Genomic DNA, 18,406 nt, shown 5'->3' on the forward strand with positions numbered 1-18,406 from the left:
AGGTGTCGGTGAGCGCGTGAGATCGTTTCCGCGCGCGGCGCCCGCGCGCAGCCGCGGCGCGCGCTACGCGCCCGTGCTCGCGCGGCGCACCAGGCGCGTGGGGAGCGCCGCAGCCTCGGGCGCGGTGCCGTCGAGCGTCGCGAGCAACCGCAGCGCCGCGGCCCGGCCGAGGTCCGCGCCGGGGAGTGCGACGCTCGTCAGGGCCGGTGCCGTGACCGAGGACGACGGCAGGTCGTCGAACCCCGCGACGGCGAGTTCCCCGGGGACCGCGATGCCGAGCTGCCCGGCGACCCGGAGCACCCCGTACGCGAGGGTGTCGGCAGCCGCGACGATCGCCGTGACGTCGTCGTCCTGCCAGGCCTCGAGGACGTGTTCGGTCGCCGAGGCCGCGGCGTCCACCGTGAGGTCGGCGCGGGCGGTGACCTCGGAGACCTCGATGCCGACGGCCGTGCACTCCTGTTCGAAGAGCTCCCGACGGACGCCGAACGTCGCAGCCCGCGAGGTCCCGTCGAGGTACCCCACCCGCCGGTGCCCGCGCTCGTGCAGGTGGGCGACGAGCTCGTGGACACCGGGGGAGAGGTCGTAGTTGACGGCCTCGGGTCCGCCGGGGGCGTCGAGCAGCACCACGGGAACGGTGGCGGTCATCGTCTCGTCGGCGGCGGGCGCGTCCACCAGGATGCCGGCCGGTCGGAGCCGCTCGAACCGTCGGACGTCGGCGGCCACGGGCTGGGCCCCGCGCTCCGTGACGGAGAGCACGAGCTGGAAGCGGTCGCCGACGGTGTCGCGCACGCCGCGGATCACCTCGGCGAAGAAGGGGTTCGACAGGTCGGGGGCGATCAGGACGACGAGGTCGCCGCTGCCCCGCGCGAGTGAGCTGGCAGCGTGGTCGACGACGTAGCCGAGCTCGTCGACGGCGTCGCGGACCCTCGTGGCGATCGGCACGGAGACCCGGCCGCGGTCCTTGCCGTTCACGACGAGCGACACCGTGGCGATGCTCGTCCCCGCGCGCTCGGCCACCATCGCAGCGGTCACACGACGGCCGGGGGCGGCGGAGGATGGCACGCGTCGATGCTACCGAGCGCGGACCGCGCAGTTCGGGTCCGCCGCCGATGACTTGACGTCAAGCGCTTGACGTGTTTCCATGTCAAACGCTTGACGTGCCGCGGGAGCTGATCCTCGCCGCGGATCCCCACCTCGTCGAGCCTCGACCTCCTGATCCCCGAAGAAGTGGAGCGCCCCGCGTGCCCGAGAAGATCATCCTCGACTGCGACCCCGGCCACGACGACGCCGTCGCGATCCTGCTGGCCCACGGCAACCCGGACATCGAGCTCCTCGCCGTGACGACCGTCGTCGGCAACCAGACGCTCCCGAAGGTCACCCGCAACGCCCTCGCCGTCGCCCGCATCGCCGGGATCACCGGGGTCCCGTTCGCCGCCGGCGCCGACCGTCCGCTGCTCCGCGAGATCGAGGTCGCCGGTGACATCCACGGCGAGAGCGGTCTCGACGGGCCGATGCTCCCCTCGCCGTCGTTCGAGCTGGACGAGCGGCACGCGGTCGACCTCATCATCGAGACCGTCATTGCGCACGAGCCCGGCACGGTCACCCTGGTGCCGACCGGCGGCCTGACGAACATCGCCCTCGCGGCCCGCAAGGAGCCCCGCATCGTCGAGCGCGTCAAGCAGGTCGTCCTGATGGGCGGCGGGGTGCACGTCGGCAACTGGAGCCCGGTCGCCGAGTTCAACATCGTCATCGACCCCGAGGCCGCCTCGATCGTCTTCGACGCGGGCTGGGACGTCGTCATGGTCGGCCTCGACCTGACGCACCAGGCGCTCGCGACGCCCGAGGTCGCCGAGCGCATCGCCGCCGTCGGCACCGCCCCCGCCGCGTTCGTCGGCGAGCTGCTCGACTTCTTCGGCCAGACGTACAAGGACGCCCAGGGCTTCGACGCCCCGCCCGTGCACGACCCCTGCGCCGTCGCGTACGTCATCGACCCGACCGTCGTCCGTGCGGTGAAGGTCCCGATCCACGTCGAGACGCAGGGCACCCTGACCCTCGGCATGACCGTCGCCGACTTCCGCGCGCCCGCGCCGGAGGACTGCCGCACGAGCGCCGCGATGGAGCTCGACCACGGCCGGTTCTGGGACCTCGTCGTCGACGCCCTCGAGCGCATCGGCGAGACCCCGGACACCGGCTGGACGCCCCGGACCGCAGCCACCACGACCACCACGGAGCACTGACCCCCATGACCACCACATCGACGAAGAAGTCGATCGGCGCCCTCACCGCCGCACTCCTCGCAGCCTGCATCGCGTTCCAGCTGAACGCGAGCATGCTCAGCCCCGCCCTGGTCACGATGGCCCGCGAGCTGCGCACCGACGACGCCACGATCGGCCTGTCGCAGACGCTGTTCTTCACCCTGGCGGCGCTGTTCTCGCTGTTCCTGCCGCGCCTGTCCGACATCGTCGGCCGCAAGCGCGTCCTGCTCGGCATGCTTGCGGTGATGCTCGTCGGCAGCATCGTGGCGGCGCTCGCGGTCAACGTCCCGATGCTGTTCGTCGGTCGCATGATCCAGGGCGTCACCGGCCCGGTCGTCCCGATCGGCCTGCTCATCCTCCGCAACGAGATCGCCGACCCGAAGCGCTACGGAGCCGCCCTCGGCCTGCTCACCGCGGTGAACGGCGGCATCGCGGGCGTCGACGCGCTCGCCGGTGGGTGGATCGCGACGCACTTCGGGTTCCGCGGGATCTTCTGGGTCATCGCGATCGTCACCGTCGTCGCGGCGCTGATGGTCGCTGCGTGGGGCGTCGAGTCGAAGCCGTCGGCCGGCACCCGCATGGACTGGTGGGGTGTCCTGCCGCTCGTCGTCAGCGTCGGCGCACTGCTCACCGCGTTCAACGAGGCAGGCAAGCTCGCAGCCGCCGACTGGGGCCTCGTGGTCGGTGGCATCGTCCTCGCCCTCGTGGCCTTCGGCGTCTTCTGGGCGGTCGAGTCGCGGGTGCGCGAGCCCCTCGTCGAGACACGGTTCCTCAAGCGCCGCGCGACCTGGGCCCTGCTCGTCACGACCCTGCTCACGATGACGGGCGTGTTCGCGGTCGTGAACGGCCTCGTCACGAGCCTCGCGCAGAACCCGGACGCGGGCTTCGGCATGGAGGCCGACCTCGCCTCGCTCGCGTTCCTCACCCCGTACGCGCTGGTCGGCTGGGTCGTCGGACCCTTCGCCGGCCGGCTCGCGCCGACCCTCGGCTACCGCGCCGTGCTGCGCGTCGGCCTGATCGGGAGCATCGTCGCGACGCTCGTCATGGCGTTCGTCGGCGTGCACTCGCTGCCGGTGCTCATCGCCGCGACCGTGCTGATCGGCATCACGTACGCCGGCATCGCGAACATCATCCTGAACGGGCTCGGCATCGTGCTCTCGCCGGAGTCGAACCCCGGCTTCCTGCCCGGCCTCAACGCCGGTGCGTTCAACCTCGGTGCCGGCATCAGCTTCGCCGTCCTGCCGGCCCTGCAGATCGCGCTCGGGACCGGCGGGTCCGCGGGCACCGCCGGGTACTCCGGTGGCATGCTGCTCGGTGCCGTGATCACCTGCGCGGCACTCGCCACGTCCTTCCTCATCCCGCGCCCGGCCTCGGCCGAGACAGGAGCCGCCGCATGACCGGCATCGTCGTCGTGGGGAGCCTCAACGCGGACCTGGTGGTCCGCACGGAGCGCTTCCCGAAGCCCGGTGAGACCCTCCAGGGGTCCGACCTCGCGATCCTGCCAGGCGGCAAGTCCGCCAACCAGGCGGTTGCTGCCGGGAGGCTCGGGGGCACCGTGCGCATGATCGGCGCGGTCGGCGACGACGGGAACGGTCGACTGCTGCGCGACTCCGTCGCGGCGGCGGGTGTCGACACGACGCACGTCGCCGTCCGGGAGGGCGTGGCCACCGGGACCGCCGTCATCACCGTCGACCGCGCAGGGGAGAACACCATCGTGATCTCCGCCGGCGCGAACGGCACGCTGACCCCGGACGACGTCCCCGCCGGTGCCCTCGACGGTGCCGGCGTGCTCGGTCTCTGCCTCGAGGTCTCGATCGACGTCGTCCTGGCCGCCGCCCGCGCAGCGCACGCCGCCGGGGTCACGGTGCTCACGAACCTGTCCCCGTTCGGTGCCGTCCCGGCGGAGCTGCTCGAGCTGACCGACGTCCTGCTCGTCAACGAGCACGAGGCCGCCGAGCTCGGGGAGCACGGTGTCCGACGGTCGATCGTGACCCGGGGTGGCTCGGGCTGCGTCGTGCACGACGGTGACGCCGAGCCGGTGTCGATCGACGCCGTGCGGGTCGACCCGGTGGACACCACGGGCTGCGGCGACGCGTTCATGGGAGCGGTGGCGCTCCGCCTCGCCGCCGGGGACCCGCTGGTCGAGGCCGCGCGGTTCGCGGTCGGTGTCGGGGCGTACGCCGCGACGAAGGCGGGCGCGCAGGCGTCGTACCCGACCACCGCGGAACTGGAGTCGTTCCTGCGGGGCTGAACCGCGCCTCCTGGACCGTGCCCGTCCGACGGGGCCACTAGCGTTGTGGCATGCGCGTGGGAGTCCTCGACATCGGGTCCAACACCGGCCACCTGCTCGTGGTGGACGCCCACGGCGGTGCCGCCCCGCTGCCGGCGTCGTCGTTCAAGCAACCGCTGCGCCTCGCCGAGCACCTCGACGACGCCGGCGCGGTGACGGAGGCGGGCGTCGACGCCCTGACCTCGTTCGTCGCCGACGCCGTCCGCGTCGCCGAGGACCGCGGGTGCGAGGACATGCTCGCGTTCGCGACCTCGGCCGTCCGCGACGCCGTGAACTCCGACGCGGTGCTCGCCCACGTCGAACGGGCGACCGGCGTCGAGCTCGCCGTGCTGTCCGGCGGGGACGAAGCGCGCTTGACGTTCCTCGCCGTGCGGCGGTGGTTCGGGTGGTCCGCCGGTCGCCTGGCCGTGTTCGACATCGGCGGCGGGTCGCTCGAGATCGCCGGCGGAGCGGACGAAGCGCCCGACGTCGCGTGGTCGATGCCGATCGGCGCCGCGCGGCTCGCCCGGTCGTACTTCGCGGCGGGGACCCCGACCGAGGACGACGTGCGCCGGATTCGCCACGAGATCCGGGTGGAGATCGCCCGCGACGCCGGGCTGCTGCTGCGCGCCGGGCGGCCGGACCGTGCCGTGGCGACCTCGAAGACGTTCCGGTCGATCGCACGGATCTGCGGCGCGGCGCCCTCGGGTGCCGGGCCGCTCGTGCCGCGCGCGCTCGACGGCGACGTGCTCCGCGCGAAGCTGCCGGCGCTCCTGACGATGTCGGTCGCCGAGCTGGCCGAGCTCCCCGGGGTGTCGCCGAGCCGGGCGCACCAGGTGGTGCCGGGAGCCCTCGTCGCCGAGGCCTGCCTGGACATCTTCGACCTGCCGGCGCTCGAGATCTGCCCGTGGGCGCTCCGCGAGGGCGTGATCCTCGAGCGGCTCGACCAGCTGTCGGTGCTCGGCTAGCCGTTCCTCGGCGGTGCGAGGAGCCACGGGCGGATCATCCGCGTGACGAACGGCAGCACCCAGAACGTCATGATCGGCGTGAGCACGAGCGTCGTGACGAGCACGCGCGGCAGCACGGGGAGTGCGCCGAACGCGGGGACCAGCCAGCCGACGAGGTACGTGAACGCCAGGTTGACCGGGAAGAACCCGAGCCAGATGCTCACGGCCTGCTTCCACCGAGGCGGTGCGCTCGACGCCGGGGCATCGGCCGGTGCGTCGAACCACCCCTCGATCCCGGTGCGCTTCTCGACGCGGGACTCCACCACGAGGTCACGACCGAGGTCGAGCCACCGCAGCCGGTCGTCGGAGTTCTCCCACGTGGCGAGGGAGTCGTGGTCGGCGAACCGGTAGAGCATGTGCCACTCACGGCTCGTCGCGTGCGAGCGGACCCAGCCCGAGCCGAGGAAGCCCGGGTAGCGGTTGGCGAGGTTCACGCCGGACTGCACCCATCGGGTGACGTCGGGGATCCGTTCGGGTTCGACGAGTCGGGTGATGGAGACGGTGACGGGCGGGCCATCGGTCGCGGGTGGCGACGACAAGGCCCCAGGCTCTTCTGGAGTCATGCGTCAAGTCTGGCCGACGCGTGTTTCCTGCTCGTGTCGCGCGGTCCGGCTAGCTGGCCTGCTTCTTGGCGGCCGGCTTCTTGGCGGCCGGCTTCTTGGCGGGTGCCTTCTTCGCCGGGGTCTTCTTCGCGGGTGCCTTCTCGGCCGGGGCCTTCTTCGGTGACTCGTCGGCCGTGGAGTCCTGCTTCGTGGAACGGGACCCGCTCCGGGAACGCGACCCCGGGCCTCCCGACCCGGACCGCTTCTTGTCCACCGACGCGCGCAGGGCGGCCATCAGGTCGATGACGTCGCCACCCTCGTCATCGTCGTCGTCCTCGGAGCGCTCACCGAAGGTCTTCTCGGTGTCGATGTCGTCGCCGGACTCGAGCTTCGCGTCGATGAGCTGCTGCAGCTCCACCTGGTAGGCGTCGGTGTAGCGGTCGGGGTCGAAGTCCGTGGACATGCTGTCGACGAGCGACGACGACATCTTCAGTTCGTTCGCGCTGACCTTCACCGCTGCGTCCAGGCCCTTGAAGTCGGCGGCGCGGACCTCGTCGCCCCAGAGCAGCCCCTGCAGCAGGATCACGTCGTCGTTCACCCGCAGGACGCCGAGCCGGGTCTTCTGCCGGAGCGTGAACTGCACGATCGCCAGCCGGTCGGTCTTCGCGAGGGTCTCGCGCAGGAGCACGTACGCCTTGGGGGAGCGGGAGTCGGGCTCGAGGTAGTAGGACTTCTCGAACATCATCGGGTCGACCTGGTCGACGGGGACGAACTCGAGGACCTCGATCTCGTGCGACTGCTCCTCGGGGAGCTGCTTGAAGTCGTCGGCGGTGAGCACCACCGTCTTGTCGCCGTCGTCGTAGGCGCGCTGGATGTCGGCGTACTCGACCTCGTGGCCGAACTCGCAGACGCGCTTGTACCGGATGCGGCCCTTGTCCTCGTCGTGGACCTGGTGCAGCGACACGTCGTGCGTCTCGGTCGCCGCGTAGACCTTGATCGGCACGTTGACGAGCCCGAACGCGATGGAGCCCTTCCAGATCGACCTCATGGGCACATGATGCCCGTCTCTCCACGGGAGCGCCCGCAGCGGACGGGTTCTCCACAGATCCCGCTTCGCTGAACCGCGGTGGCCGCGGCGCGAGCACCATGGGCCCATGAGCCAGCTCGACAAGCAGGACCCACGCGACCAGTTTCCCCGTCCGCCCTTCCCGGCCCAGACGCAGAAGGGATCCGGACTGGCGAGCGCGATGGACCCGGCACCGGACCACGGCGAGACGAGCTACCTCGGCACGGGCCGCATGCCCGGCTACCGCGTGCTCGTCACCGGGGCCGATTCGGGCATCGGACGGGCAGCGGCGATCGCGATGGCGAAGGAGGGCGCGGACGTCGCCCTGAACGCCCTGCCCGAGGAACGCGACGACCTCGAAGCCGTGCGGGACATCGTGGGCGACCTCGGACGGAAGGCCGTGCTGCTCCCCGGTGACCTGACCGACGAGGGGTTCTGCGACACACTCGTGCGGGACGCGGTCAGCGAGCTCGGGGGGCTCGACGCGCTGGTCCTCGTCGCCGGCCACCAGAAGGTGCACGACGACGTGACGGCGCAGTCGACCGAGGACTTCGACCGCACGATGAAGGTCAACCTGTACTCGCTGTTCTGGCTGGTGCGTGCGGCCGTTCCACACATGGCGCCCGGCAGTGCGATCGTCACGACGAGCTCGGTGTCCGCGTACCAACCGCAGGACCGGATGATCGACTACGCGGCGACGAAGGCCGCCATCATCACGTACACGAACGGGCTGGCGCGGCAGCTCGCGGCGAAGGGGATCCGGGCGAACACCGTCGTCCCGGGCCCGGTGTGGACGCCGCTGCAGCCGATCAGCTACCCGGGCGACGAGATCGCCGCCTACGGTCAGGACACGCCCTTCGGCCGACCTGCACAGCCGGTCGAGCTCGGCAGCGCGTACGTGTACCTGGCCGGCCCCGAGTCGTCGTACACGTCGGGGACGACCCTCACGGTGGCGGGGGCGACCGGGGTGGCGCTGTGAGTCCGACCTCGCGCAAGACCGTGGTCCTGGTGGGGGACCGCCGCATCGCCCTGACGAACACCGACAAGGTGCTCTACCCGGAGACCGGCACCACCAAGGGACGCGTGATCGAGTACTACGAGCGGGTCGCGCCGTGGATGATCCCGCACGTGAAGGACCGCCCCGTGACCCGGAAGCGCTGGGCGAACGGCGTCGACGGCAAGGTGTTCTTCGAGAAGAACCTGCCGGACTCCGCGCCCGACTGGGTGCGGCACCACACCATCCACCACGCCGAGCACGACAACGAGTACCCGATCGTCGACGACCTGCCGACCCTCGTGTGGATGGCGCAGCAGGCCGCGCTGGAGCTGCACGTGCCGCAGTGGCGGTTCGGCCCCCGCGGCGGGCAGCAGAACCCGGACCGGCTCGTCCTGGACCTCGACCCCGGTGACGGCGTCGGGCTGCCGGAGTGCGTCGAGGTCGCCCTCGCAGCGCGCGAGATCCTGCACGGCATGGGGCTCGACCCGTACCCGGTCACGTCCGGGTCGAAGGGCATCCACCTCTACGCCGCGCTCGACGGCGGGGCCTCCACCGCACACGTCTCCGAGGTGGCGCACGAACTCGCGAAGGCGCTCGAGCAGGACCTGCCGGACCTCGTGCTCTCCTCGATGAGCCGGGCGGAGCGGACGGGCAAGGTGTTCGTCGACTGGTCGCAGAACAACGGCAACAAGACGACGATCGCGCCGTACTCGCTGCGCGGCCGTGACCGGCCGACGGTCGCCGCGCCCCGCACCTGGAAGGAACTCACCGAACGCGGGCTCGCGCAGCTCACCCTGGACGAGGTCCTCGAACGCCTGGAGGAACGGGGCGACCACCTGCACCCGGTCGCCTCCGCCTCGTTGGCGGTCGGACGGGACGACCACGGTCACTGGGACAGCGACCGGACCCAGCAGGCGAACGACGCGGAGCAGCCCGCGCGCGACCGGCTCGCCGCGTACCGCGCCAAGCGCGACGCGTCGAAGACCCCGGAACCCGTGCCCGAGGACGCGCCGACGGTCCGCAAGGACGGCACCCCGACGTTCGTCATCCAGGAACACCACGCCACACGCGACCACTACGACTTCCGGCTCGAGCACGACGGGGTCCTGGTCAGCTGGGCGCTGCCGAAGGGTGAACCCACCGACCCGGGGAAGAACCACCTGGCGGTGCAGACCGAGGACCACCCGCTCGAGTACGGCGCGTTCGAGGGCACGATCCCGAAGGACGAGTACGGCGGCGGCACGGTCACGATCTGGGACGACGGCACGTACGAGCTCGAGAAGTGGCGCGAGGGCGAAGAGGTCATCGTCACCCTGCACGGCCGGACCGGGGGCGCTCGCCGACTGGCGCTGCTGCACACCCGCGGGCGGAGTCGTGGGCGCGACGGCGACGAGAAGAACTGGCTCATCCACCGCACGAAGGACCAGCCGGACCGCCTGGCGGACGGCGGGAACGGGGCGGGGACGAGCCGCGCCTCCCGACCCGCACCCGCCGGCGGCGACCCGACCGCGCGCATCGACCGGACGGCCGCGTCGGACACCGCTCCGGCTGATCGCCGCACGATGCAGGCGACCCTCGCGAAGGGCGAGCCGACGCTGGACGAGTCGGACTGGGCGTTCGAGATGAAGTGGGACGGCATCCGCGCGCTCGCGACCGTCCGAGACGGTTCGGTGACACTCCGCAGCCGCAACGACAACGACCTGACGGTGCAGTACCCCGAGCTCCAGGAACTCGGCGACCGCGCCGGGGTGGACGGCGTGTTCGACGGCGAGATCGTGGCCCTCGACGATCGGCGGCGGCCTTCGTTCCAGCTGCTGCAGAACCGGATGGGACTGATGAAGTCGCGCGAGGCCGAGGCGGCACGGCGGGAGACGCCGGTCCGGCTGCTGCTCTTCGACGTGCTCGAGGCGGACGGGCACGAGCTCACCCGCCTCGGGTACGACGCGCGTCGCCAGGCGCTCGAGACGGTGGTCGAACCGGGCGGTGCGATCGACGTCCCGCCCGCGTACCAGGGCGACCTCGCCCGGGCGATGGCGGACTCGGCGGAGCAGGGACTCGAAGGGGTCGTCGCGAAGAAGCGGACGTCGAAGTACGCCGAGGGTCGGCGATCCGAGGCGTGGCTCAAGCTGAAGCACCACGCCACGCAGGAGGTCGTGGTCGGCGGGTGGAAGCCGGGGAGCGGTCGGCGTGCGGGTGGGGTCGGCTCGCTGCTCCTCGGCGTCCCGGGGCCGGGCGGGCTCCAGTACGTCGGGAAGGTCGGCACCGGCTTCCGCGATCGCGACCTCGACGAGATCGGTGCGACGCTCGCCGCACTCGAGCGGAAGACCTCGCCGTTCGTCGACGTCCCTCGGCCCGATGCCCGCGACGCGCACTGGGTGACGCCGAAGCGCGTGGGCGAGGTCGAGTTCGCCGAGTGGACCTCGGACGGCCGGTTGCGACAGCCCTCGTGGCGCGGGTGGCGGGTGGACAAGGACCCTGGGGACGTCGTCCGGGAATCGTGAGCATGCATCCGCATGGGGTCAGCCCGGGGCGAACTTCCGTCCCCCGTTCCACCCTCGACCGGGGGACGAATCGGGGGCGATCCCCCGGGATTCCGGTACGGGCTGTTACGTTCGCCGGGACGAAAGGGCGCGAGCATGAGCGCGAGCAAGTACCTGCCCCCGTTCACCGCGGAGGAACGAGTCACGATCGCAGGGGACCGATCGGCGCGCACACCCGTGGACCCGGGGGTCGCGGTGACGGAGTCCGAGGTGACCTACGCGGACTTCCTCGGTGACGAGGTCGACGAGTAGCACCCGGAGAACGACGACACACCCGGGGCATCGACGGGTGAAGACGGCCCGTGCGCCGGATCAGGGGACGCACGGGCCGCCGTCGGGGCGCCGTGACCGGTCGTTCAGGGATGACCGGTCACGACGCGCTTCGCACCAGGCACGCACCGCGCTCCTGGTAGACCCGTACGTAAGACGTGACGACGACCGCGATCGTCACGCGAGAACCGAAGAAAATCGACGAGGAGCCGACCCTGAGCGACGCTGACGCCGTGGCGTCCCTGTCGGACGCCTCTCTCGTCGCGCGCAGCGCCGACGGCGACACGGTCGCGTTCGGGGTGCTGATCCGCCGCTACGGCCCGCACATGCGCGCCTACGCCGCTCGGATCCTCGGACACGGCGACGGCGAGGCCGAGGACGCCGTGCAGGAGGCGGCGCTCCAGGCCTGGCAGCGCATCGACCGGGTGGACGACCCCGACCGTGTGCGGAACTGGCTGTTCCGGATCGCGGCGAACAAGGCGCTCGACCGCCTCCGTCGGCGGCATCCACACCTGGACCTCGAAGCGGTGGTCGACTCGGCCGACGACCGCCCCGTCGACGAGGTCGTCAGCACGCGGCTGCAGGTCCAGGAACTCGCGCGTATCGTGCAGGCACTCCCGGACGCGCACCGTGCCGTCTGGGTGATGCGGGAGATCGGTGGGGCGTCGTACGCCGAGATCGCCGAGGCGACGGGGATGCCGCAGGCGACGGTGCGCGGGGTGCTGGCGCGGGCACGACGTCGTGTCCTCGAGCAGATGGAGGGGTGGCGATGACCGACGACGAACGGTTCGGCGCGTTCACCCTCGAGGAACTCTCCGACTACCTGGACACCGACCGCACCCCGGCGCGGCCGGACATCGACGGCGACCCCGAGGCGTCCGCCGCGTTGGTGCGGCTCGAGTCGCTGCGGACGGCCTCGCGAGACCTGCTCGACGCCGAGGCCGCGGAGGCCGCCGGGGCCGACGCCGGTTGGATCGCCAGCGTGCTCGCGTCGGTGCGGACGACGGCGCACGCGGGCCGGGACATCCCCGTCCCGGACGACGACCCCGCGTCGACGCTCGTCGTGACCGAAGGCGCACTCCGCGGACTCGTGCGGGCTCTCGGCGACGAGGTACCCGGCGTGGTCGTCCGACGGACCCGATTCACGGGCGACGTCGGGACGGCCGGCGGATCGGTCGACGTCGAGGTGTCGATCGCTGCGAGCGCCGACGGGCCGGTGCACCTCCGCGCCGAGGCACTCCGGTCGATCATCGAGGACGCGCTCGCGGCGCACGCACCGTTCGTGGTGCGGTCGCTCGTGGTGCGGGTGGCGGACCTCATCGAGGGAGGACGACCGTGACCGACGACGTGCGCAGTGTCTCGCGCGGACTGACCGCGGTCGTGCTCGGGGTCCCCGGGGTCCGCTCGGTGCTGCCACCGGGGCCGAACCTCGCCACGCTCGTCCGCGACGTCCACTCGGTGCTCGACCTGCCCCGAGACGGTGGCGCGGTCCTCGTGCAGGACCGACGCGAGGGCGCCCGGATCCGCGTGGTCGTGACGACGGACCGGCGGGTCCCGACGCTCGGGGTCGTCCGGAGCGTCCGCGACGCGGTGGTCGCCGAGGGGACGGCGTTGCTGGGACGTCGACCGTCGGACGTCACCGTGCGGGTCGTCGAGATCGACTGAGCGCCGACGACCACCGGCCGGGGGAACTCAGGGAGCGGGCGCGGGACCGTCGGCGGGCTCGGCGTCGTCGGCGACCGGGAGGTCCTCGGCGATGAGGTCGTCCTCGTCCGGTTCGACCACCTCGGCCGCAGCCGCCTTCGCCTCGTCGATGGACTCCTGGGAGCGGCGGAGCAGGTCGTCGTCGTGTGCTGGCTGGTCGGTCATGCCGGTGACGCTACGCCGGAGCTCCTGAGTCGGCGTCGCGGCGACGGCCGCTCGGCGGGGGAGCAGCCGGCGGTTCGAAGTCCACCGCCGAGGTCGGCGCCGGGGTCGTCGGCATCGCGGGGACGGCGGGCGTCCCGAAGGCGTCGGCGGCGTCGAGCACCGCCCGGGTCGCCGCGGCAGCGGTCCGGAGGGCGTCCCCGATCGGCATCGCCCGGTGTGCTGCCGTCCGGACCTCGACGCCCCACGGCTCGTCGAACCCGAGGTCGCGTACGGTGCGGACGAACCCCGGGACGTCCCAGGCGCCGGCTCCGGGCAGGTGGCGTGCTTCGCGGGCCTCCTCGGCGAGGGTCATGCCCGTCGGCGTGTGGAGCAGGCCGTCGCTCAGCTCGACCGCAGCGAGCGACGCCGGCGCGACGCCCTCGCGGATGGAGGCGAGCGTGGACCCGCCGCGCAGTGCGTGCATCACGTCCACCAGGAGTCCGCCGTTCGGGTGACCGGCGGCGGTGACGAATCGGGACGCGCGCTCCACCGTCGGCAGGTTCGACCACGGCTCGGGCTCGAGGACGAGCTGCGCACCGACCTTCGCGGCCTGCCCGGCCAGTTCGTTCCAGTCGTCGACCATGGCGGACGGCGAGACGCCGGGCAGCGTGACGTCCGCACGCGCGACGACCTGCCAGGCGCTCAGGGTCGCGGCGGCCTCGAGCACCACACCGCGGTCGGCGTCCTGGTCGGTGGTGTGGTTCGAGCAGGTCCACCAGCGTTCGAGCGGTCCCAGCTGGACCCAGACGATCCCCGCACCGTCGAGCATGCGGCGGAGGGCGGCGAACCCGATCGTCGCCCGCACCTCGTGCAGGTCACCGAGCGACAGCGAGAGTCCGGCGAAGCCGGCAGCACCGACGGCGTCGATGCGCTCGCCGATCGGTTCGGTCCCGGCCCATGTCCAGGACGTCGCGAGCAGGTCGTGTTCCTGCACGGCGGCACCTCCGTTCTCCGGACACGCCGCCCCGCCCCGTCGCGGTCGGGTGTCCCCAGTGTGGCGACACCGCGCACCCCGCAGCGGCGTCGAGACATTGCTACTCGGTGGTGCTGCGAGCCCTCCCAGGCCGCCGACACACGGGGGAAACGCGTGGGGTCACACGATCACGGTCCGGACCGAGCCCACGCCGGCGATCGTGCCCTCGACGAGGTCCCCGCGGGCGAGGACCCCGACACCGTCCGGGGTGCCGGTGAACAGGAGGTCGCCCGGAGCGAGGGACACGAACCGCGAGAGCTCCGCGATGGTCTCGGCGACGGACCAGATCTGGTCGGCGAGGTCCCCGGACTGTCGGAGCTCACCGCCCACCCGCAGCTCGATCGTGCCCGACGTCGGGTCGACGTCGGGTGCGGGGACGATCGCGCCGACCGGGGCCGAGGCGTCGAAGCCCTTGGCGGTGTCCCACGGGCGGCCGAGCCGCTTCGCCTCGGCCTGCAGGTCGCGCCGCGTGAGGTCGATCCCGACGGCGTAGCCCCAGACGTGGTCGAGGGCCGTGTCGACCGGGATGTCCGTTCCACCGCGACCGATCGCCACGACGAGCTCGACCTCGTGCTCGAGGCGCTCGGTGACGGACGGGTACGGGGTGTCCGCGTCGTCGGTCACCACCGCGCCCGCCGGCTTCGTGAAGAAGAACGGCGGCTCGCGGTCCGGGTCGTGGCCCATCTCGCGTGCGTGCGCGGCGTAGTTGCGGCCCACGCAGAACACCCGCCGGACGGGGAAGCGTCCGCCGGTCGTGGTGGGGACGGTCGGGAGGGTCGGGGCCGGGATGACGAGGTCGCTCACCCGTCCAGCGTGCCACCGGCAGCGCGGTGCTCGGTCAGCCCTCGCTGATCGAGGCCTCCCACCGGAGCTTCCGTGCTCGTGCCCGTTCCTGTCGTTCGCGCCACTCGATGCGCATCTCCTCGAGTCGTTCGACACGGCCTTCCTGGACCATGAGCGGCCCGTAGTGCGGGTGCGCCATCAGCCGAGGAACTCTGCGTTCCATCCGATCGAGGCGCTGCTTGAAGCGCAGGTCGTCTTCATCCGTGATCACGTTCCGGTCCTTCCTCGTCGATCCGCCGCTCCCGTGTGGCGTTCTCCTCGTGTTGTTCGAGCGCTTCTTCCACCCAGGCGTCGTCGTCCGTCGCCCATGCACGAGTCATGAGTGCATGGGTCATCAGAGCGGCCGCGTCACGGCGTCGCTCATCGGCCGACAACGCCCGCTCGACCACCCACGACCAACGCTGCCACCAGTGGTCCCGATGCCCCAAGAACTCTGTATTCCGCCGCGCCCGACGCCCCTCGACCACCGTCACCACCACGCTCGCGACCGCCACCAGGGCGCTGAGCAACGACACGCTCGCGCTCGTCCAGCCTGCATCCATGCCGACCACCCTGACGCGACAGGACCGGCCCCGCGCCGAGCGGGACCGGTCCTGTGGAACGTGATCCGCGCCTCCTGGATGTGGAGGAGTGCGCGGACGCGCGTCAGTTGCCGGGCGCGGCCCCCTCGGTCTCCCCCTCGCCCGGGTCGCCACCCGTGCCCTCCGATGCCGCCTCGTCCTGCGGCCACCCCGAGAACCGCCATGCACCGACGCTCGGGTGGTCCTCGCCCTTCGTGTACGCGTACTCGCGGGCCGCCGTGCGGGCCTCGGACAGCCGCGTGCGCAGCGCGTCGTGCGCCGACGCGTCCACCCGGGTCAGGGCGTCGTGCGCGAGCGCGAACCGGTCCATCTCGTTGCGCATGAGCATGTCGAACGGGGTCGTCGTCGTGCCCTGCTCGAGGAACCCGTGCACGTGCAGGTCGTCGTGCCCGTTCCGGCGGTAGGTCAGTTGGTGCACGAGGGACGGGTACCCGTGGAACGCGAAGACGGTCGGGGTGCCGGGCAGGAACAGTTCGTCGTAGCGCTCGTCGGGGACCGGGTGCTCGTGCTTCCGGGGGTCGCCGATGGACAGCAGGTCGACGACGTTCACGACACGGACGCCGACCTCGGGAGCGTGCTGGCGGATGATGTCCGCGGCGGCCACGGCCTCGACGGTGGGGACGTCACCGGCGCAGGCGAGCACGACGTCGACGCGGCCGACGGACTCCTCGGTGCCGGCCCAGTCCCAGACCCCGAGCCCCGCGGCGACGTGCTCGACCGCGTCGGGCAGCGACAGGAACACCGGCTCGGGGTGCTTGCCGGCGACGATCACCTCGATGCGGTCGGTCGTCTCCAGTGCGTGCGCGGCGACGGCGAGCAGGGTGTTCGCGTCGGCCGGCAGCTTGATGCGGACGAGGTCCTGCTGCTTCGACGCGACGACGTCGAGGAACCCCGGGTCCTGGTGCGAGAAGCCGTTGTGGTCCTGGCGCCAGACGTGCGACGACAGCAGGATCGACAGGTTCGAGACGGGTGCCCGCCAGTCGATGTCCGTCGAGGACTCGAGCCACTTCGCGTACTGGCCGACCATCGAGTCGATGATGTGCGCGAACGCCTCGTAGGTGTTGAGGACACCGTGGCGGCCGCTCAGCACGTAGCCCTCGAGCATCCCCTCGAGCAGGTGCTCGGACAGCACTTCGGTGACCCGACCGTGTGCGCCGAGGTGCTCGTCCCCGACGCCACGCTGGGCACGCCAGACGCGCGACGTCACGTCGAAGACCGCGTCGAGCTTGTTCGACACCGTCTCGTCCGGGCCGAAGAGCCGAAAGGACGAGGGGTTCCGCTGGATGAGTGCGGCGAGCCAGGGGCCGAGCGTGCCGGTGGCGCTCGCGTCCTCGCCCACGGGGACGCCGAACTCCTCGAGCCCGGGGCGGTCGAGTGCGGTGCGGAGCCGGCCGCCGTTCGCGTGCGGGGTCGCACTCATCCGCAGGTCGCCGGTGGGCCGGATGGTGGTGAGGATGCCGATCGGCTGGCCGTCGTCGTCGAACAGCTCCTCCGGGCGGTAGGACCGCATCCACTCCTCGAGCTGCCGGCGGTGGTCGTCGTCCTCGCGGACGGCGGGCAGGGGGACCTGGTGGGCGCGGAAGGTCCCCTCGACCTGCTGGCCGTCGACGACCTTCGGGCCGGTCCAGCCCTTGGGCGTGCGGAGGATGATCATCGGCCAGCGCGGTCGGAGGTCCGCAGCACCGGCCGGCTGCCCGGCGGCCGCTCGCTGCGCCTGGGCGCGGGCCGCGGCCTGGATGTCGTCGATCGTCGCGAGTGCACGCCGGAGCGCACCGTCGAACAGGGCGTGCACGGCGAACGGGTCGTCGTCGACGCGGGCGGAGTCGACCACGATCGGCTCGTACCCGAGCCCACGGAAGTAGGCGTGCAGGTCGTCGTGCGGGATGCGTGCGAGGACCGTCGGGTTCGCGATCTTCCACCCGTTCAGGTTGAGGATCGGCAGCACGGCGCCGTCCGACACCGGGTCGAGGAACGTGTGCGCCTGCCAGGATCCGGCGAGCGGCCCGGTCTCTGCCTCGCCGTCGCCGACGACGCACGCGACGACGAGGTCCGGGTTGTCGAGTGCCGCTCCGTACGCGTGGGCGAGGGAGTAGCCGAGCTCGCCGCCCTCGTTGATCGACCCCGGGGTCTCGGGCGCCGCGTGCGAGGGGATCCCACCGGGGAAGGAGAACTGCCGGAAGAACTGCCGCAGCCCGTCCGGGTCCGGCGTGATGTCCGGGTAGAGCTCGCCCCACGTGCCGTCGAGCAGCGCGTTCGCGTTCATCGCGGGACCGCCGTGACCGGGCCCGCAGATGTACAGGAGCTGCCGGTCCGTCTCGGCGATGAGCGCGTTGCAGTGCGCGTAGACGAGGTTGAGCGCCGGCGAGGTGCCCCAGTGTCCGAGCAGCCGGGGCTTCACGTCGTCCGGCGTGATCGAGCGGTCGAGCAGCGGGTTGTCGAGCAGGTAGATCTGCCCGACGGTGAGGTAGTTCGCGGCGCGCCACCAGGCGTCGATCGCGCGGATCCGGTCGGTGCTCGAGGGGGATGCGGGGGCCATGCCCCCACGGTACGGAGGCGGTCGCGGGGGAATCCCAGAAAAACTTCCAAACCGTTCGGCAGGGGGTGCCGAATGCATGTCACAAGGGCAAACGCCCAGGGCGCTCTCCGGTCACGAACGGCCGGGCCACAGCAAGCACACAGCACGGCGCGTGCACAGGAGCACGTCGCCACCGGCCGGAGCCCCCGAGACAGCAAAGGACCCAACCCATGCGCAAGTCCCTGAAGACCTCCATCACGCTCGCCACGACGGGTGCGCTCGTGCTGGGTGGTGCCGCGTTCGGCATCACCTCGGCGCAGGCCTCGACCCCGTCGGTGCACACCGTGTCGTCGTCCTCGTCGAAGATCCCCGGCCCCGTCGCGTCGGTGCCCGAGGTCCTCGGTGGCGACACCGCCGTGAAGCTCGACTCCGGCTTCACCGACGCCCTGACCGCGCTGAAGCTGACCCCGGGTGTCTCCGGTGACGCCAAGCTCGCCGACGGGTCCGTGTCGTTCCCGATCACGTCCGGTTCGGTCACGTACTGGTCGCCGGACGGTGACTACCGTCCGTACGTGCAGGGTCTGCTGAACCACGACGACTCGGGTCTGACCCTCACCGCGGGTGAGACGACGGTCACGCT

General features: G+C 71.9%; 19 protein-coding genes and 1 pseudogene. 11 read left to right on the plus strand and 9 right to left on the minus strand.

Annotated elements, in window-relative coordinates; translation table 11 throughout:
* Positions 1–63: 63 nt before the first annotated feature.
* Positions 64–1,062, minus strand: coding sequence for a LacI family DNA-binding transcriptional regulator (locus BIV03_RS17400; RefSeq protein ID WP_254790952.1), 999 nt, complete (start codon positions 1,060–1,062; stop codon positions 64–66).
* A 179-nt stretch (positions 1,063–1,241) separates the two neighbouring features.
* Between BIV03_RS17400 and BIV03_RS17405 the strand changes: the two genes are divergently transcribed.
* Genes BIV03_RS17405 through BIV03_RS17420 form a run of 4 tightly spaced genes read left to right on the plus strand, consistent with a single transcriptional unit; the run spans position 1,242 to position 5,492 of the window.
* Positions 1,242–2,237, plus strand: coding sequence for a nucleoside hydrolase (locus tag BIV03_RS17405; protein WP_071296583.1), 996 nt, complete (start codon positions 1,242–1,244; stop codon positions 2,235–2,237).
* Positions 2,238–2,242: 5 nt separating this feature from the next.
* Positions 2,243–3,652: an MFS transporter gene (locus BIV03_RS17410; protein WP_071296584.1), complete on the plus strand. Its 1,410-nt coding sequence runs from the start codon at positions 2,243–2,245 to the stop codon at positions 3,650–3,652.
* Positions 3,649–4,506 (plus strand): ribokinase, encoded by an 858-nt coding sequence (locus BIV03_RS17415; RefSeq protein WP_071296585.1) that lies wholly within the window; start codon positions 3,649–3,651, stop codon positions 4,504–4,506. The genes BIV03_RS17410 and BIV03_RS17415 overlap by 4 nt, the downstream gene beginning before the upstream one ends.
* A 50-nt stretch (positions 4,507–4,556) precedes the next feature.
* On the plus strand, positions 4,557–5,492 hold the full coding sequence (locus tag BIV03_RS17420; RefSeq protein ID WP_071296586.1) for a Ppx/GppA phosphatase family protein: 936 nt from the start codon (positions 4,557–4,559) through the stop codon (positions 5,490–5,492).
* Here the strand turns inward: BIV03_RS17420 and BIV03_RS17425 are convergent.
* Positions 5,489–6,070 carry an antibiotic biosynthesis monooxygenase gene (locus tag BIV03_RS17425; protein ID WP_229086508.1) on the minus strand — a complete coding sequence of 194 codons (582 nt, stop codon included), beginning with the start codon at positions 6,068–6,070 and terminating at the stop codon, positions 5,489–5,491. The genes BIV03_RS17420 and BIV03_RS17425 overlap by 4 nt on opposite strands.
* Positions 6,071–6,143: 73 nt before the next feature.
* Entirely contained in the window at positions 6,144–7,121 is a 978-nt protein-coding gene (locus BIV03_RS17430; RefSeq protein WP_071296588.1) for a Ku protein, read from the minus strand.
* Between the two features lie 106 nt (positions 7,122–7,227).
* On the opposite strand from BIV03_RS17430, the gene BIV03_RS17435 reads away from it, so the two are divergent.
* The 6 genes from BIV03_RS17435 (at position 7,228) to BIV03_RS19280 (ending at position 12,611) form a co-directional block, all read left to right on the plus strand.
* The gene (locus BIV03_RS17435) at positions 7,228–8,118 is read left to right on the plus strand and encodes an SDR family oxidoreductase (protein ID WP_071296589.1); all 891 of its coding nucleotides are present in this window, start codon (positions 7,228–7,230) and stop codon (positions 8,116–8,118) included.
* Positions 8,115–10,637, plus strand: coding sequence for an ATP-dependent DNA ligase (locus BIV03_RS17440; RefSeq protein WP_071296590.1), 2,523 nt, complete (start codon positions 8,115–8,117; stop codon positions 10,635–10,637). Before BIV03_RS17435 ends, BIV03_RS17440 begins: the two co-directional genes overlap by 4 nt.
* 135 nt (positions 10,638–10,772) lie before the next feature.
* Positions 10,773–10,928 (plus strand): hypothetical protein, encoded by a 156-nt coding sequence (locus BIV03_RS19925; protein WP_175473746.1) that lies wholly within the window; start codon positions 10,773–10,775, stop codon positions 10,926–10,928.
* A gap of 176 nt (positions 10,929–11,104) precedes the next feature.
* Complete coding sequence (locus BIV03_RS17445; protein WP_254790954.1) at positions 11,105–11,719, plus strand: RNA polymerase sigma factor; 615 nt, start codon at positions 11,105–11,107, stop codon at positions 11,717–11,719.
* Positions 11,716–12,285, plus strand: a complete 570-nt coding sequence (locus tag BIV03_RS17450; RefSeq protein WP_071296599.1) for a hypothetical protein — start codon at positions 11,716–11,718, stop codon at positions 12,283–12,285. The genes BIV03_RS17445 and BIV03_RS17450 overlap by 4 nt, the downstream gene beginning before the upstream one ends.
* The gene (locus BIV03_RS19280; protein ID WP_071296591.1) at positions 12,282–12,611 is read left to right on the plus strand and encodes a hypothetical protein; all 330 of its coding nucleotides are present in this window, start codon (positions 12,282–12,284) and stop codon (positions 12,609–12,611) included. The genes BIV03_RS17450 and BIV03_RS19280 overlap by 4 nt, the downstream gene beginning before the upstream one ends.
* 27 nt (positions 12,612–12,638) lie before the next feature.
* On the opposite strand, the gene BIV03_RS19930 is transcribed toward BIV03_RS19280, so the two are convergent.
* The 6 genes from BIV03_RS19930 to BIV03_RS17475 form a co-directional block, all read right to left on the minus strand.
* Positions 12,639–12,815 (minus strand): hypothetical protein, encoded by a 177-nt coding sequence (locus tag BIV03_RS19930; protein WP_175475953.1) that lies wholly within the window; start codon positions 12,813–12,815, stop codon positions 12,639–12,641.
* Positions 12,816–12,825: 10 nt separating this feature from the next.
* Entirely contained in the window at positions 12,826–13,788 is a 963-nt protein-coding gene (locus BIV03_RS17460; protein ID WP_071296592.1) for a sugar phosphate isomerase/epimerase, read from the minus strand.
* A gap of 159 nt (positions 13,789–13,947) precedes the next feature.
* Positions 13,948–14,631 carry a fumarylacetoacetate hydrolase family protein gene (locus BIV03_RS17465; RefSeq protein WP_071296593.1) on the minus strand — a complete coding sequence of 228 codons (684 nt, stop codon included), beginning with the start codon at positions 14,629–14,631 and terminating at the stop codon, positions 13,948–13,950.
* Positions 14,632–14,665: 34 nt separating this feature from the next.
* Complete coding sequence (locus BIV03_RS19285; protein WP_139202058.1) at positions 14,666–14,881, minus strand: hypothetical protein; 216 nt, start codon at positions 14,879–14,881, stop codon at positions 14,666–14,668.
* Positions 14,868–15,185, minus strand: a complete 318-nt coding sequence (locus BIV03_RS17470; protein ID WP_139202059.1) for a hypothetical protein — start codon at positions 15,183–15,185, stop codon at positions 14,868–14,870. Before BIV03_RS17470 ends, BIV03_RS19285 begins: the two co-directional genes overlap by 14 nt.
* Before the next feature lie 130 nt (positions 15,186–15,315).
* Positions 15,316–17,787, minus strand: a complete 2,472-nt coding sequence (locus BIV03_RS17475) for a phosphoketolase (RefSeq protein ID WP_070417183.1) — start codon at positions 17,785–17,787, stop codon at positions 15,316–15,318.
* Positions 17,788–17,996: 209 nt separating this feature from the next.
* Here BIV03_RS17475 and BIV03_RS17480 point away from each other — a divergent pair.
* A pseudogene (locus tag BIV03_RS17480) lies at positions 17,997–18,406 on the plus strand (hypothetical protein); the annotation flags it as partial.

This window comes from Curtobacterium sp. MCBA15_016 (assembly GCF_001865105.1).
Classification (GTDB): Bacteria; Actinomycetota; Actinomycetes; order Actinomycetales; family Microbacteriaceae; genus Curtobacterium.

Coding starts and splice junctions, on each gene's coding strand:
- BIV03_RS17450 (WP_071296599.1), top strand. CDS start 11,716: ATGACCGACGACGAACGGTTCGGCGCGTTCACCCTCGAGGAACTCTCC.
- BIV03_RS17420 (WP_071296586.1), top strand. CDS start 4,557: ATGCGCGTGGGAGTCCTCGACATCGGGTCCAACACCGGCCACCTGCTC.
- BIV03_RS19925 (WP_175473746.1), top strand. CDS start 10,773: ATGAGCGCGAGCAAGTACCTGCCCCCGTTCACCGCGGAGGAACGAGTC.
- BIV03_RS19930 (WP_175475953.1), bottom strand. CDS start 12,815: ATGACCGACCAGCCAGCACACGACGACGACCTGCTCCGCCGCTCCCAG.
- BIV03_RS17435 (WP_071296589.1), top strand. CDS start 7,228: ATGAGCCAGCTCGACAAGCAGGACCCACGCGACCAGTTTCCCCGTCCG.
- BIV03_RS17410 (WP_071296584.1), top strand. CDS start 2,243: ATGACCACCACATCGACGAAGAAGTCGATCGGCGCCCTCACCGCCGCA.
- BIV03_RS17475 (WP_070417183.1), bottom strand. CDS start 17,787: ATGGCCCCCGCATCCCCCTCGAGCACCGACCGGATCCGCGCGATCGAC.
- BIV03_RS17430 (WP_071296588.1), bottom strand. CDS start 7,121: ATGAGGTCGATCTGGAAGGGCTCCATCGCGTTCGGGCTCGTCAACGTG.
- BIV03_RS17415 (WP_071296585.1), top strand. CDS start 3,649: ATGACCGGCATCGTCGTCGTGGGGAGCCTCAACGCGGACCTGGTGGTC.